Origin of the sequence: Pseudomonas sp. R38(2017) (genome assembly GCF_002112395.1) — a bacterium.
Classification (GTDB): Bacteria; Pseudomonadota; Gammaproteobacteria; order Pseudomonadales; family Pseudomonadaceae; genus Aquipseudomonas.
This window is the reverse complement of the sequence record NZ_NEHN01000002.1, coordinates 314,348-328,825: the sequence shown is the minus strand read 5'-3', so window position 1 is coordinate 328,825 and position 14,478 is coordinate 314,348. Positions and strand designations below refer to the sequence as shown.

At 58.9% G+C, this 14,478-nt stretch carries 11 protein-coding genes and 2 pseudogenes; 7 read left to right on the top strand and 6 right to left on the bottom strand.

The window, feature by feature from the left end; genetic code table 11:
- Positions 1-53 precede the first annotated feature (53 nt).
- Entirely contained in the window at positions 54-563 is a 510-nt protein-coding gene (locus tag CAF87_RS05105; RefSeq protein WP_085730973.1) for a hypothetical protein, read from the bottom strand.
- A gap of 123 nt (positions 564-686) precedes the next feature.
- On the opposite strand from CAF87_RS05105, the gene CAF87_RS05100 reads away from it, so the two are divergent.
- Positions 687-1,571 carry an AraC family transcriptional regulator gene (locus CAF87_RS05100; protein WP_085730974.1) on the top strand — a complete coding sequence of 295 codons (885 nt, stop codon included), beginning with the start codon at positions 687-689 and terminating at the stop codon, positions 1,569-1,571.
- 36 nt (positions 1,572-1,607) lie between these two features.
- Here CAF87_RS05100 and CAF87_RS29465 read toward each other — a convergent pair.
- Positions 1,608-1,902: pseudogene (locus CAF87_RS29465) on the bottom strand (hypothetical protein); the annotation flags it as partial.
- A gap of 134 nt (positions 1,903-2,036) precedes the next feature.
- Here CAF87_RS29465 and hchA point away from each other — a divergent pair.
- Positions 2,037-2,915: a glyoxalase III HchA gene (gene hchA / locus CAF87_RS05090; protein WP_085730975.1), complete on the top strand. Its 879-nt coding sequence runs from the start codon at positions 2,037-2,039 to the stop codon at positions 2,913-2,915.
- Positions 2,912-3,631, top strand: a complete 720-nt coding sequence (locus CAF87_RS05085) for a PA1136 family autoinducer-binding transcriptional regulator (protein WP_085730976.1) — start codon at positions 2,912-2,914, stop codon at positions 3,629-3,631. Before hchA ends, CAF87_RS05085 begins: the two co-directional genes overlap by 4 nt.
- A 282-nt stretch (positions 3,632-3,913) precedes the next feature.
- Here the strand turns inward: CAF87_RS05085 and CAF87_RS05080 are convergent, their stop codons facing one another.
- The gene (locus tag CAF87_RS05080) at positions 3,914-4,573 is read right to left on the bottom strand and encodes a carbonic anhydrase (RefSeq protein WP_085730977.1); all 660 of its coding nucleotides are present in this window, start codon (positions 4,571-4,573) and stop codon (positions 3,914-3,916) included.
- A 125-nt stretch (positions 4,574-4,698) separates the two neighbouring features.
- A pseudogene (locus CAF87_RS05075) lies at positions 4,699-5,336 on the bottom strand (dTMP kinase).
- 148 nt (positions 5,337-5,484) lie between these two features.
- On the opposite strand from CAF87_RS05075, the gene CAF87_RS05070 reads away from it, so the two are divergent.
- The 4 genes from CAF87_RS05070 (at position 5,485) to CAF87_RS05055 (ending at position 13,367) form a co-directional block, all read left to right on the top strand.
- A complete protein-coding gene (locus tag CAF87_RS05070) occupies positions 5,485-6,618 on the top strand; it encodes an aminotransferase class V-fold PLP-dependent enzyme (RefSeq protein WP_085730978.1) in 1,134 nt (377 codons plus the stop codon).
- Positions 6,619-6,889: 271 nt separating this feature from the next.
- Positions 6,890-9,295, top strand: coding sequence for a glucose/quinate/shikimate family membrane-bound PQQ-dependent dehydrogenase (locus CAF87_RS05065; RefSeq protein ID WP_085730979.1), 2,406 nt, complete (start codon positions 6,890-6,892; stop codon positions 9,293-9,295).
- An 83-nt stretch (positions 9,296-9,378) separates the two neighbouring features.
- Positions 9,379-10,665: a carbohydrate porin gene (locus CAF87_RS05060; RefSeq protein ID WP_085730980.1), complete on the top strand. Its 1,287-nt coding sequence runs from the start codon at positions 9,379-9,381 to the stop codon at positions 10,663-10,665.
- Positions 10,666-10,766: 101 nt separating this feature from the next.
- A complete protein-coding gene (locus tag CAF87_RS05055) occupies positions 10,767-13,367 on the top strand; it encodes an EAL domain-containing protein (RefSeq protein ID WP_085730981.1) in 2,601 nt (866 codons plus the stop codon).
- Here CAF87_RS05055 and CAF87_RS05050 read toward each other — a convergent pair.
- Entirely contained in the window at positions 13,360-14,034 is a 675-nt protein-coding gene (locus tag CAF87_RS05050; protein ID WP_085730982.1) for a DUF3313 domain-containing protein, read from the bottom strand. The genes CAF87_RS05055 and CAF87_RS05050 overlap by 8 nt on opposite strands.
- Complete coding sequence (locus tag CAF87_RS05045) at positions 14,034-14,360, bottom strand: hypothetical protein (RefSeq protein ID WP_085730983.1); 327 nt, start codon at positions 14,358-14,360, stop codon at positions 14,034-14,036. Before CAF87_RS05045 ends, CAF87_RS05050 begins: the two co-directional genes overlap by 1 nt.
- Between the last annotated feature and the right edge of the window lie 118 nt (positions 14,361-14,478).

Below are 14,478 nucleotides of genomic sequence, written 5' to 3'. Positions count from 1 at the left end.
TGGTGGGTGAGCGAGAACACTGCCTTACTGACTCAACGTTTAAATGTCGCGGCTCAGGACTTGCGTTCGAACCGGGCAATGCATGTGCCTTTCGTCTCTCTACGCAGCGCGAACATCTGGGCTATCACGCCTACAACCAGCACGAGCGCTATCAGGCCCAGAACGCCTTTGAGCAATGGAGAATTCGGATCAGTCACGATGGGGTGGCCATCCGGAACCCGGCGCAATGTCTCCGAGACGGCCGGAACCATCAGGAAGAAGGCGGTCAAGCTCAACAGGATCGTTTCAAGGTACACCCCTGCCCGCCCCAACCAGTTAGCGAATCCAATTCCGTAACCGGCGAGAAGCAATACAAGGGTTATGCCACCGATCACCGGGCTGATCGGCTGATGAGCCACCAAAAACACCGTGCAACTGCCGATCAGCATAAAAATGAAATACGCAAGCCCCGCCCGCGACCGAGGTACGATGCGCCCGTGTTTGATGAACATATAAGCGGCCAGCGGAATGGCTGGCAGGCTACCTAATGTGTGTACCCAGCCAAGGGCAGAGATCCCGAACATGCTGTGGTTCCTTATGTGGTCGGATGATGTGTTAAATACAGTCCACGCTCTGGAAAGCTGATTGATCGCTTCGAAGCGTTTTGATTTACGGGCTCAGACTATTAAAGGAATGACCGTACCGACATGACCGATTCACTGGAAAACTTGACCATTCTTCCGGAAATGAAACTGGAGGGGCTGGCCACGGGGGATCTGCTGTCGCAGGTATTGGCCAATATCCGCTTGACGGGGGATCGCTTCTATTCGGTAACACTTGCCCAGGGCGAACGCCTGAAACTGGATGCGAAAAGCTCACACATCTGCGTCTTGAAACTGGGCAAGGTTCATATCGAAGATGCCAACGGCCAGACCGTCAACATCGAACAGGGGGACATTCTCCTGCTACCCCACGCCCCGTCGTCGATGGAGATAACGGCTTCCCTGGGATCCGCGACCGTCATCCTTTGCCGCTTCTGGTTCGATGCCAACAGTTTCCAGGCGATGCTGTTCGCCCTGCCATGGCTGATTCATATCAAGCGGATCGAAGCGGCGGCCTGGGCGGAAAACATTCTGCATTTCATGCAGATTGAGTCCAATGACACACAGCCAGGCGGTGCATTGATGATTTCGCGCCTGATTGACCTCATCGTCATTCGGATCCTCCGTACCTGGGTTCAACAGGGCATGGCCTCGGGTTGGCTCGGAGGCTTGTCTGACGAGCGTATCGCACGAACCCTGCGAGCCATACACGAAAAACCGGGGAAACAGTGGCGGATCGATGCACTTGCGACGGTCGCCGGGATGTCACGCTCCAGTTTCTGCGAGCGATTCAGCGCATTGGTCGGGCGCTCACCGCTGCGCTACCAGAATGAGTGGCGTCTGGGCCTGGCGAAGTCGATGCTGGCCAAAAAGGACAGCCGTATAGGCGAAGTGGGCTTCGCAATAGGCTATGAATCCGAGGCTGCTTTCAGTCGCGCCTACAAAAGTCATTTCGGCCGTTCGCCTCGAGACGATAAAAATCAGGACTGAGCTTACGCTGCCAGTTCTTGTCAGGCTGTCACGTTCGGCCAGTGCGATGGCCGCCATGATCAGCGGGATGACTGTCAGCGTGCGGTAAAGACCGCCACCGATGAATCGTTCAATCAGAAAGGTGCCGATAAAACCTGCAAGTCCGAGCCCCAGCAGCATGAAAGACAATAGCGTTGCCACCATTGACGATGGCCAGCGCGCGGGAAACCTGATCAGGCGGCACCAGACGCATTGCAGTCGCCGTCGACAATGACCAGAAGCCACCAATTGCAATCCCGATCAGTGCACGTCCAAACATGAATGACGGGTAGCCCGGCGCGATCGCGACGACCACCCTCGGCCAATAGCAGCCGATCGGAGCAGTGTAGTGTGCGGGAAATTTCTTGAGGGAAAACCCTCATTGCCGGGCCTGCGTCACGCTACTAGCATTGACCTCGGCAATCTGCCCATTCATAGGAGAAACCCATGACTACCTTGCAGAGTGACGACAAGCGCCCCACTCCGGATCAGGCGGAGGACAATGCCTTTTTTCCCTCCCCATACTCGCTTAGCCAATTTACCTCGCCAAAATCTGATCTAAGTGATGCGGATTACGCTGATCCCTATAAAGGTGGCCGCTGGAAGATTTTGCTGATCGGCGCCGATGAGCGCTATTTACTGACCGACAATGGAACAATGTTTTCCACCGGTAATCACCCGGTCGAGACGTTGCTGCCCATGTATCACCTCGACAAAGCCGGTTTCGCGTTCGACGTTGCGACCCTTTCAGGCAATCCAGTGAAATTCGAGTTCTGGGCCATGCCTTGCGAAGATACCGAGGTAAAGGATTTCTACGCCAAATACCGGGAGCAGTTCAAAAAACCTTTGAAGCTGTGCGAAGTGGTTGAGAAGGCGCTGGGCCAGGACTCGGATTACATTGGTGTTTTCATACCTGGCGGGCACGGCGCGCTGATTGGACTGCCGGAGAGTGCCGACGTGAAAGCGGCTTTGCATTGGGCAATCACCAACGACAAATTTGTGATTTCCCTATGTCACGGCCCAGCAGCAATGCTCGCGGCTGGCATTGGCGAGTCGAGGGACTCCTACATTTTCAACGGCTACAAAATCTGCGCATTTCCAGACAGTCTCGACGCAAAGACGCCCGACATCGGTTATATGCCTGGGCATCTGACCTGGAAATTTGGTGAGCAATTGAAAGCCCTCGGAGTTGAAATCGTCAATCAGGATATTACGGGTGCAACGCTCCAAGACCGCAAGCTGCTGACCGGCGACAGCCCATTGGCAGGCAATAATTTGGGCAAGTTGGCAGCTGAAGCATTGTTGAAAGAGGTCGCATCGAAGTGAGCGACGGGCCGGCCGAAACAGCGATGCGAGCGGCTCTGGAGATAGAGACGGCGCGTACGCTTGAATCAATCAAGAAAGCCGTCAGGGGTTTCGCCACACCCTACGGCTATGATCGATTCGTGCTGTTTTCTGCATCGACGGCAAGTGAAGAAGTGGTTGAGCATATCTACTGGGTCGAAGGCGATTGGTTCGATAATGGTCAAGCGGTGGACGCCGAGACTTATGTTCGACATTGTCCGGTGACTCGCCACCTTCTGAATGCTCGGCAATCCTTCTTCTGGCAGAAAGAACAGGTCAAGGGAGAAGAACGCTACCGGGTGATTCGTTCTCCAGGTGACCCAGGAATTCAGGGGTTGCAGGTACCAGTTTTCGGCCCGCTGGGGCTTGAGGGTGCGATGAGCTTGGGGGGTGAGCCGGTGGATGGAAGCGCGCGGGTTCGCTTGGGACTCAGCCTGGTTGCGACGGCCGCTTTTTTCGCGGCTCGGCGGTTGCTTGAGGCGCCACTGGACGAAGCGTTAAGAAGCCTTTCCCCGCGAGAGCGCGAAGTCATGGAATGGACGGCTGCCGGAAGACGGCAAGCGGATATTGCAGCAACTCTCGGTTTGTCGGAACGTACGGTTGAAAATCACCTGCGCTCAGCGCGCCGACGTCTGGGCGTGACAACGACAGCACAAGCCATCAGGATGGCCATTCGTAACGGCGAGATCGATGGCTAAGGACGAGGCGAGATCGAGTGCGGGACGGTTTGGACCTCCAAGTAATTTCCTCAATCGGCTGAGCTGAATGTCGGCTATTGGCTGTGGATTCAACCGGTCGATGCAACACAACTAAATTCTGCACGCTGAAGACTGAGCGTTCCTCATCTTGAGACAAGCTCTCATGGATAGGTTGCAGTGAGTCACCATGTCTGACCGCATTACCGGCCGGCTCGCTTCGACCAAATCCCGGGACTGGCTGGCCAGGACGAAGATATCTCCGTCCTGACTCGTCCGTCGCCGTTACACCTGATCAACGTTGCGCGCAGCGACGGCAACGGTGGTCGGTGAATCAGAAAGCTTAACGAAGCGTCGAGTGGCGCCATCCAGCGCATCGATACAACCCGCCTCGATGTCATAGACCCAGCCATGCAGATTCAAGCGCCCCTGCTCGAGTGCCAGTGCCACCGATGGATGAGTCCGCAGATTGGCCAGCTGTGCGATCACGTTTTCACGCACGAGGCCGTCGAGCTTGTCACGTGGCGTATCGAATTCATGCGCAGCATTGATCGCTTTCGCGGCGTCCGAGTGGCGAAGCCAGTTGGCAACGGCCGGAAGATGATCCAGGCACGTGCAGCGTGAAATCGCGCCCATCGCCCCGCAATCCGAGTGGCCACAGATCACGATGTCCTTTACGCCGAGCACGGCAACCGCATATTCGACGGTGGCCGAAACACCACCTGGTTCAGGACCGTACGACGGCACGATGTTGCCGGCGTTACGGATCACGAACAGCTCGCCAGGTTCGCGCTGTGTGAGAAGTTCAGGCACTACACGACTGTCCGAGCAGGTGACGAACAATGCCTTTGGGTTTTGTTCTGTCGCGAGCTGCTTGAAAAGCTCGACACGTTGCGGATAGACCTCGCGCTGGAAACGCAGAAAGCCATCAATGATGTCACGCATGGAATCCTCCAAATCAAAATGCCGGATACCGACACGAGCACTCGACATGCCCTCGCGCCGCAATGGTGGTCATTATTGCAGACGTCGTGCGCGTTAGGTGTACTTGATCGTGGGCTCGCCCCGGCTCAGGCCGAGAAAAAGCCTAACGACGTGTCAGCCAAACAATTACGGATCTCGGTAACCACCTGCATCGTTGCGTCTTCGATCGTGCCTTCATTTCGGCATAAAACCCAGCCGTGATCGAAAGCCGCTTGCTCGAACATCTCCGTACACGCGACATGTTCAGCGTGCTTCTGGATCACCGTACCGCCCAGTCCTCTGGATCGTGCCTTAGCCCTGGCCCATGAAATATCCGGCGCGGTGACGACGCCAACATGCAGGTCAGGCACCCGCACATTACGTCGATATTCAACTGGAGAATCTCTGCAAACGGGACGGTCTGGCGAAACGCGGCGTCCGACGGATACCAGCGATCAATCAATATAATGCTGCCCGGCGGCTGTTCAGTCAGCACGTGCCGGGAGATCCAGCTACGGCTATCAGCAAAGCGCTGACACACCGTCCATTCCAGATCCCGGGAGTGATTTCTGGCAAGTTCGTTGACGAGGGCCATGGTGGCACCCCGGTCCGGATCGCTTTTCCTCTCGCAAAGCCGGATGACTTTCTTGTTGTCGGCCCTCAGTACTGCCGTCACCGCTTCCAGTAATGTGGTTTTGCCGGTTCCTTTTGGCCCATCCAGAGAAACAAACAGCGGACGATTCATTTTTCACACAACGATTGAGGCATTGATGACCACTCTATCCTCATTTCTGCATTTCACTCAGCTCATCCCTGCCCTTTGCCTAAACTTGCTTCCCGATGATGTTCGCCAGACCTTTTGACTGCCAGGGAATCACAGAAGGAGTCACCCCATGTCAAAGCTATACCCCAGTATCGATCCTGAGGGGTTGGTCGAGTACTCCGTGGTCTACACCGACCGCTCGCTCAACCACATGTCGCAGTCATTTCAAGCGGTGATGAAGAACATTTCCAGGACCCTGAAACAGGTCTACAACGCCGAGGCGGTTGCGGTGGTTCCGGGCAGCGGCACCTTCGGCATGGAAGCGGTGGCGCGACAGTTCGCCACCGGCCAGCAATGTCTGGTGATACGCAACGGCTGGTTCAGTTATCGCTGGAGCCAGATCCTTGAGACGGGCAACATCCCGGCGGCTACTACGGTGCTGAAAGCCCGACCGGTCGAAACGGGTCGCCAGGCTGCCTACGCCCCGCCCCCTCTGGACGAAGTCCTGGCAGCCATTCACACGCACAAGCCACAGATTGTCTTCGCCCCCCACGTTGAAACGTCATCAGGGATTATCCTGCCCGACGAGTACCTGCGGGCCGTCGGCGACGCCGTGCATGCGGTCGGTGGCCTGTTTGTGCTGGACTGCATCGCTTCCGGCACGCTTTGGGTTGATATGCACAAATGTGCCGTCGACCTGCTGATCAGCGCACCGCAAAAAGGCTGGAGCGCCTCCCCTTGCTGCGCCCTGGTGATGTTCAGTTCTTTGGCCCTCGAGCGCATCGAGCAGACGCAAAGCAGCAGCTTCGCCTGCGACTTGAAGAAGTGGCTGCAGATCATGCAGGCCTACGAACAGGGCGGACATGCCTACCACGCGACCATGCCCAGTGATTCCCTCGCGCGGTTCAACGACGTAATGAACGAGACGCAAGCCTACGGTTTCGAAAAAGTCCGCAGTGAACAACAGGTTCTGGGTGATCGGGTGCGCGCATTGTTGACCGGCAAAGGCTTCAAAAGCGTGGCCGCAGCCGGCTTTCAGGCCCCAGGCGTCGTGGTGAGCTACACCGATGATGCTGATATCAAAAACGGTAAGAAGTTTGCCAGCCACGGCCTGCAGATCGCCGCCGGGGTGCCGCTGCAATGCGACGAACCGGCTGACTTTCAGACCTTCCGTATCGGTCTGTTCGGACTGGAAAAGCTGCATAACATCGAACGCACGGTCAGCACGCTTGAGCAGGCACTGGATGAGGTGATGGCTCACTAAGTCCACTTCACGCCCGTAGCCAATAGCGTTCCCGCCGATCCTGTTCGGCGGGAACTACCAAGCCGCGATCAACCTGTCATAAATTCCATATCTGCTGGCAAATAAAAGACTTTCCCACCCTTTCAATTGTCCCTGAGGATCCGCGTGGACAAGGCCAGCGTCGATTCGTCGCACCTTTGAGCGCAAAAACCCCTTTCATTCTGAATTATTGATTTAACTAGGTAGTTACCTAACTATATAATGCCCCCCTCATTTCAACGGGACATTCAACGTGAAGCAGAGTCAACGCCTCTCGGGCATATCAACATTCATTCTGGTCGGGCTCGGGGTGATCATCGCCCTGCTCGGCCTGGCACTGGCCGCTGGCGGTGTGAAATTGGTCAGCCTGGGAGGCTCCTGGTACTTCCTGGTGGGTGGTCTGGTCATGACCCTGTCCGGTCTGCTGATCGCTCGCCGCAAGCCTGCCGGTGCGTGGCTGTTCGCTGCGTTTCTGGTGGGGACGGCAATCTGGGCAGTCAGTGACGCAGGCTTGGTGTTCTGGCCGGTGTTCTCGCGTCTGTTCATGTTCAGCGCCGTAGGTCTGGCGGTTGCGCTGGTCTACCCGATGCTCAAGCGTGCCAATGGCGGCGTTGCTGGGCGCGGTGCTTACGGCGTTGCCGCTGTTCTGGCGGTTGGACTGGCCGTGGCTGCCGGCAACATGTTCGTGGCTCACCCGACGGTCGCCCCTACCGGCACCGGCCCGGGCCTGACGCCGGTCGAGCCGGAAAAGGCGCAGAAAGACTGGGCGCACTACGGCAATACCGAAGGTGGCAGCCGCTTCGCCGCGCTGGACCAGATCAACCGCACCAACGTCGACAAGCTGAAAGTCGCTTGGACCTACCACACCGGCGACATCGCCGAGAGCGATGGCAATGGCGCTGAAGACCAGCTGACCCCATTGCAAATCGGCAACAAGGTGTTCATCTGCACCCCGCACAACAACCTGATTGCGCTGGATGCCGACACCGGTAAGGAACTCTGGAAAAACGCGATCAACGCCAAGTCCAAAGTCTGGCAGCGTTGCCGTGGCATGGCCTACTTCGACGCCAGCGCCGCTGTCGCCAAACCGGCGAGCTCACCGGTTACTGAAACCCCGGCCGCTCAAGCCGCAAACTGCACACGTCGTCTGCTGACCAACACCATCGACGCCCGCCTGATCGCGGTCGATGCCGACACCGGCGAGTTCTGCCGGGGATTCGGCAACAACGGCCAGGTTGATCTGAAGGCCGGTCTGGGGGATGTCCCGGACAGCTACTATCAACTGTCCTCCGCGCCGCTGATGGCCGGCACCACCGTGGTCGTTGGCGGTCGCGTGGCGGACAACGTGCAGACCGACATGCCGGGCGGCGTGATCCGTGGTTTCGACGTGATGACCGGTGCGATGCGCTGGGCGTTCGACCCGGGCAACCCGCAGGATAAAAAGGCCCCGGCCGATGGCAAAACCTATGTCCGCAGCACGCCGAACAGCTGGGCGCCGATGTCTTACGACTCGGCAACCAACACAGTCTTCCTGCCAATGGGCAGTTCGTCCACCGACATCTATGGTGTCGAGCGCAGCAAACTGGATCACACCTACGGCGCCTCGATCCTGGCGCTGGATGCCAACAGCGGCGAAGAAAAGTGGGTCTACCAGACCGTGCACAACGATCTCTGGGACTTCGACCTGCCGATGCAGCCGAGCCTGATCGACTTCACCAAGGACGGCAAAACCGTACCTGCGCTGGTGATCGGCACCAAGGCCGGGCAGATCTACGTACTGGATCGCGCCACCGGCAAGCCGCTGACCGAAGTCAAAGAAGTACCGGTCAAGGCTTCGAACATTCCAAACGAACCGTACTCGCCAACCCAGCCAAAATCCGTGGGCATGCCGCAGATCGGTGCCCAGCACCTGACCGAATCGGACATGTGGGGGGCCACGCCGTACGACCAGTTGCTGTGCCGGATCGATTTCAAGTCGATGCGCTACGACGGGCTGTACACCGCGCCGGGTACTGACAAATCCCTGAGTTTCCCAGGTTCGCTGGGCGGCATGAACTGGGGCAGCATCTCGACTGACCCGGTGCACGGTTTCATCTTCGTCAATGACATGCGCCTGGGGCTGTGGATTCAGATGATCCCGTCGCAGAACAAGGGCCAGGCAACTTCCGGTGGCGAAGCGCTGAACACCGGCATGGGTGCTGTGCCGCTGAAAGGTACGCCGTACGCGGTCAACAAGAACCGCTTCCTGTCGGTGGCCGGCATTCCCTGCCAGGCACCGCCGTTCGGCACCCTGACCGCGATCGACATGAAGACCCAGAAAGTCGCCTGGCAAGTGCCGGTCGGCACCGTTGAAGACACCGGTCCCCTGGGCATCCGCATGCACTTGCCGATCAAGATCGGTCTGCCGACCCTCGGCGGCACCCTGTCGACCCAGGGTGGCCTGATCTTCATCGCCGGCACCCAGGACTTCTACCTGCGCGCCTACAACAGTGGCAACGGTGAAGAAATCTGGAAAGCCCGTTTGCCGGTCGGCAGCCAGGGCGGCCCGATGACTTACGTGTCGCCGAAAACCGGCAAGCAGTACGTGGTCATCACTGCCGGCGGCGCCCGTCAGTCGACCGATCGTGGCGACTACGTCATGGCGTACGCCCTGCCGTAAACCGCTGCACCCTCCTTCATTTCACTGCGCGCGACACCTTCGGGTGTCGCGCCGTTTCATGTTCCTGGCTCTGGATTTCAGCAATGTCATTCGTTGTTCGTTTTTCCCAAACGGGTGTTCTGCTCGCTCTCGCCTGCAGCACAGCCCTGCCCGCTTTCGCTGACACCGATTCGAACGTGTTCACCCGCAACACCCTGACCGGCGACTGGGGCGGCCTGCGCCACCAACTCGACGAAGATGGCGTCAAGTTCACCGGCGACTACACCGGCGAAACCGCCTACAACGCCGACGGCGGCCTGCACCGATCCGCCCGTTACTCGCAGAACATCAAGCTCGGCGCGCAATTTGATCTGAGCAAAATCTATGGCGTCGACAACGCCGGCAAGGTCCAGCTGACCATCAACGACCGGCGCGGCAACAGCGCCTCGGAAGATCTGGTCGGCAACCGTCTGCCGATCCAGGAAAACTACGGCGGCCTCTACACCCGCCTGACCGAATTGAGTTACGAACGCACCCTGTTCACGCCGGCGCTGAACGTCAAACTCGGCTACATGGCCATGGGCAACGACCTCGGCGGCCTCGACAGCGGCATTCTCTGCAACTTCATGAACGCCGGTTTCTGCGGTCATCCGCTGAACATGTCCGGTGGCAGCGGCTGGACCAACTACCCCAACGCGCACCTGGGCGTGCGGGTGAAATACGACCTGTCGCCGGAATGGCAACTGCGCGTGGCCGCGTTCAACGTCGATCCTGAAAGCAACGGCAACTCCAGCCGCGCCTGGCACCTGGGACCGAAACACACCACCGGCACCGTGGTGCCTGTCGAACTGGTCTACAAACATGCGGGCACCCTGCCTGGCGAGTACAAGCTCGGTTATTACTACGACAGCTCCGACGTGAAACGCATCGGCAGCGACAAGGAAGTGTCCGGTCGCGGCGGCCATTACCTGCTGATCGATCAGGCCGTGTGGAGCTCGCCAACCTCCGAAGGCCGTAGCCTGCACGCCTTCGGCCAATACTCGGCGGCCAGCGAAGCGGCTTCGCCGTTCAGCAAGTGGTATGGCGCCGGGGTGGTCCTGTACAAACCGTTCGAAGGCCGCCCGCGTGACACCGTCGCCCTGGGTTACGGCCGCGCCGTACAGAACCCGCGCAGCCGCGACGTGCAACAAGATGCCGCACTGGCCAACGGCACACCGCTCTCCAATATCGACGGCGCCGAACAACTGATCGAACTCGGTTACGGCTATCAGGCCACCCAATGGCTGACCTTGCGTCCGAACCTGCAGTACATCGTCGAGCCGGGCGCGTTTTCCGGTCAGGACATCGACAATGCGCTGGTAGTCGGTCTGCAGGTGAAAGCCGCGCTGTAAGCGGTCTTTTGCGGGGGCGGCGAGGAACTGCGCAGAAGATATGAACGTCTTGCGCTCGCCGGTGATCTAGATTGAGTAAACACCGGATCAGGGACGAGCAAATGGACATTTCCAGCGATGCGACGCCTCTCGCCACCCTTCAGGGCGCAATCACCCGACGCCTGGCCCTGGCGGTCGGAGCCCTGTTCATTGCCGGTGTCGCCGCCGCCACGGCGGCACTGTTCAGTATCGCCACGCACCTGGATGAAGATGACGTCAATGACGTCCGCTTTTATTCAGCCCGTGCGCTGGAAAACCGCATCACGGCGTCGAAAAACTACATCACCAGCTACGCCTACTGGACCTCGGCCTATGAACATTTAAACGACCGGGTCGACACGAACTGGGCGTATGTCGAGCAGAACATGGGCAAAACCCTGTTCACCAGCGATGGTTATGACGGTGTATTCGTGCTGGACCGTGAGCGAACCAAATACGCGGTCGTGCGCGGACAGTTGCTCGACGCGCAGTTGCCCGGTTTTCTTCAGGTACCGGCAAAAAAACTGATCGATCAGGTACAGAATCAGCCGGATCTGACCAAACCCGTCAGCACCTACTCATTGTTCGAAGACTGGCCCGCGCTGGTCACCGCTGCAGCGATCATTCCCAACGACGAACGTCCCATCGGCGACCCGCAAAAGACTTCGGTGCTGGTGTTCGTCGACAAGCTCACGCCCACCAAACTGCGCAAGATCGGCAGTGGCTACGGCCTCAACAACCTGACCCTGGCCCCCGACGAAACCATTGATCCGGCGCAGCCCCGGGTTCCGCTGGACAGCACCGGTTACAGTCTGATCGCCGACCTTGACCGACCGGGCCAGCATCTTCTGTGGTCGTTGCTGCCGACGCTTGGCCCCGCCTTGCTGGTACTGATGGCGCTGACGGCCTGGTTTTTTCGCCACGCCATGCGCTCTTCCCAACACGTCGACAAGAGTGTCGCAGCAATGCTGGCTTCGAAGCGGGCACTGGAGGCCAGCGAAGAACGGTTCCGGGCGGTGGCCGAGGCGGCTTCCGACTGGATCTGGGAAGTCGACCGGAATCTGTCCATCACTTACCTTTCGAACCGTTTCAGCGAAGTGACCGGTCATTCTCAGGCGCAGTGGATAGGACAAGACATCGGCCATTTGCTGGTCTGCGATACCACGCCGCTGGCACTGTGGCTGAGAAAACTCGACGAGGGCGGCAACGCCAGCGACCTGCGCTGTACCTATCGTGATCACGCCGGGCAGTTGCGCCACTGTCGCCTTTCAGCCAGACCGTACCTGGAAAACGGCAGCGTCATCGGCTATCGCGGTACGGCCAGTGACATTACCGATGAAGTGGCGGCCCATGCGCAGATCCAGCATTTGTCCTTGCACGACGCGCTGACCGGTCTGCCCAACCGCAACAAACTGGCCCGCTACCTGGACGACGCCTTGTTGCTCAAGGAACACGCTGCGCCGCTGTCGCTGTTGATGATCGACCTGGACAACTTCAAGCCGATCAACGACTCACTGGGACATCCCGCCGGGGACGCCGTGTTACAGGAAGTCGCGAGCCGCCTGCGCGAATGCACCCGCGATCAGGATATCGTCGCCCGGCTGGGCGGCGACGAGTTCGTGGTGGTCCTCAACGGTATGGACACCCGTCAGGAAATCGACAAGTTCTGCACTCGCCTGATCGGCAGCCTGCATCAACCGATCATCTTCGAACAGCATCCCTTGCACATCGGTGCCAGCATCGGGATTGCCCTGAGCCGGCGCCATGGCTTCGTGGCCAGCGAGCTGATCCGTTGCGCGGACATCGCCTTGTATCGGGCCAAATCCGATGGCAAGAACACCTGGTGCTATTTCGAAGCGCATATGAGCGATCAGATCCAGACACGGCGGCAGATGGAGGACGACCTGCGACGCGCGCTGAGCAACCAGGAGCTGGTGCTGCATTACCAGCCGCGCTATACGGTCGATGGCAAGGACATCGTTTCGGTCGAAGCGCTGGTACGCTGGAATCACCCGACCCGTGGATTGCTCGGGCCGGATGTGTTCATTCCGTTGGCAGAACAGACCGATCTGATTGTGCCGCTCGGCCGTTGGGTCCTGCGCGAGGCCTGCGAAACCGCGCTGACCTGGCCTGCCGATATTCTCCTGTCGGTCAATCTGTCCCCTGCCCAGTTCGCGATCAGCGATGTGGTCGAGGATGTTCGCGAAGTACTGGTCGTTACCCGTTTCCCGGCCAGTCGCCTCGAGCTGGAAATCACCGAGAACGTCATGCTCAACGATACCGACGGTGCCCTGACCACCATGAACGCGCTCAAGGAACTGGGCGTGAGGCTGAACATGGATGACTTCGGCACCGGCTATTCGTCGCTCGGCTATCTGCGGGCCTACCCCTTCGACGGCATCAAGATCGATAAACGCTTCATCGCTTCCATCAGCAGTGGCGCTAATGACCGGGCGGTGGTGCAAGCGATTATCGGGCTCGGCAAGGCCATGGGCCTGACCGTCACCGCCGAGGGCGTCGAAACCGAGGAACAACTGGACATTCTCGGCAAGGACCAATGCAACGAGGTGCAGGGTTATTACATGAGCCGGCCCATAGACAAGGAGGCCTTCGCCCGCCTGTTGCAGACATCCAGAAATGCCCACGGCGGACGTCAGGCGGCTCGCAAGAAGCGTGTCACCTGAGCTTTCGCGCAGTGACACAGGTCTGGGTCAGATCGCTGGCCCAACCGTCGAGCACGCCTTTGACGTTCTCGGCGGTCATCACTTGTTTGTCGTTTTCCAGCGGCACGCCCGTGCCCTTGCGCACGACTTTTGCCACCACCTCACCGGTGGATCCGTCCTCGATCGACACTTCCGTGGCGATCTCACTGTCCTGATCACGTATGCCGGCAGCGGTGCTGACGCCGGCCGCGACCAGCGTGATCGGCAGCCATTCGTAGTACCGCAGGCCCTGGGTGCTGGTGGCGACTTGCGTGATGGCGGGTCGCACAACCAGCGTGTTCGGGCCGGGCCCGGATGCCAGCGGCAGCGTTTTGCCCAGTTCCTGTCTAAGGGCTGCGTCGTAGTAGCGGGTCACACCGGACAACGTGCTCTGCGGGATTCGCCCGGTGGGCTGAACCTGCGGATAGAACTGGCTCGGCGCCAGATAAACCCGGGTGTAACGCCCAGTCGCCAACGCCGGACTGACCCAGCTCAGAACGGTCTGCCCCGACGGCGTCTGCTGCTCTTTCAACATGCTGTAGTCGTTGAGAAACCCGGAATACATTTCCGGTTCGACTTTTTTGCTGCTGCAGGCAGACAGGCTCAAAGTCGCTGCCAACAACAGCGCCAGTGAATGAGTGCTTCTCATCAATGCGCTTCCCCAGCGGTCTGAATCTGACCGAACGGCGTGTTTTCAGAGCATTCGATACGCAACTGGCCGTGGGTCATGATCCAGTGGATGAATTCGGTCGTGGGGATGGAGTGGATGTATTCCACCCAATGACTGTCGGCCGGGCTGAAGCGCTCGAAGTAGCGGCGCATGACCAGTTGGCTCTGGTCCGGAGCGATTCCCAGGCAGGTTTCCTGGAAAAAGATCGGCGCGTTGAACACGCTGCTAGTAGTGCGCTGAGTGAGGATCAATGGGCGCACGGCACCATGCCCCTGACTGGAATAAGCGCTTTTCATATCCTTCATATGAACCCCCTTGGATGGAATGCCGGCAGAGTGCCCGAGGTTTTTTGCCCGAGGATGTCCGGCTGATGTCCGCCCGGAAGGAATGTTGCAGGATTGAAATAAATGACCCCGCGATCGA

Excerpts from the sequence above, each read along its gene's own strand:
- CAF87_RS05105 (WP_085730973.1), bottom strand. The coding sequence starts at position 563 with ATGTTCGGGATCTCTGCCCTTGGCTGGGTACACACATTAGGTAGCCTG.
- CAF87_RS05100 (WP_085730974.1), top strand. The coding sequence starts at position 687 with ATGACCGATTCACTGGAAAACTTGACCATTCTTCCGGAAATGAAACTG.
- hchA (WP_085730975.1), top strand. The coding sequence starts at position 2,037 with ATGACTACCTTGCAGAGTGACGACAAGCGCCCCACTCCGGATCAGGCG.
- CAF87_RS05080 (WP_085730977.1), bottom strand. The coding sequence starts at position 4,573 with ATGCGTGACATCATTGATGGCTTTCTGCGTTTCCAGCGCGAGGTCTAT.
- CAF87_RS05070 (WP_085730978.1), top strand. The coding sequence starts at position 5,485 with ATGTCAAAGCTATACCCCAGTATCGATCCTGAGGGGTTGGTCGAGTAC.
- CAF87_RS05060 (WP_085730980.1), top strand. The coding sequence starts at position 9,379 with ATGTCATTCGTTGTTCGTTTTTCCCAAACGGGTGTTCTGCTCGCTCTC.
- CAF87_RS05055 (WP_085730981.1), top strand. The coding sequence starts at position 10,767 with ATGGACATTTCCAGCGATGCGACGCCTCTCGCCACCCTTCAGGGCGCA.
- CAF87_RS05050 (WP_085730982.1), bottom strand. The coding sequence starts at position 14,034 with ATGAGAAGCACTCATTCACTGGCGCTGTTGTTGGCAGCGACTTTGAGC.
- CAF87_RS05045 (WP_085730983.1), bottom strand. The coding sequence starts at position 14,360 with ATGAAGGATATGAAAAGCGCTTATTCCAGTCAGGGGCATGGTGCCGTG.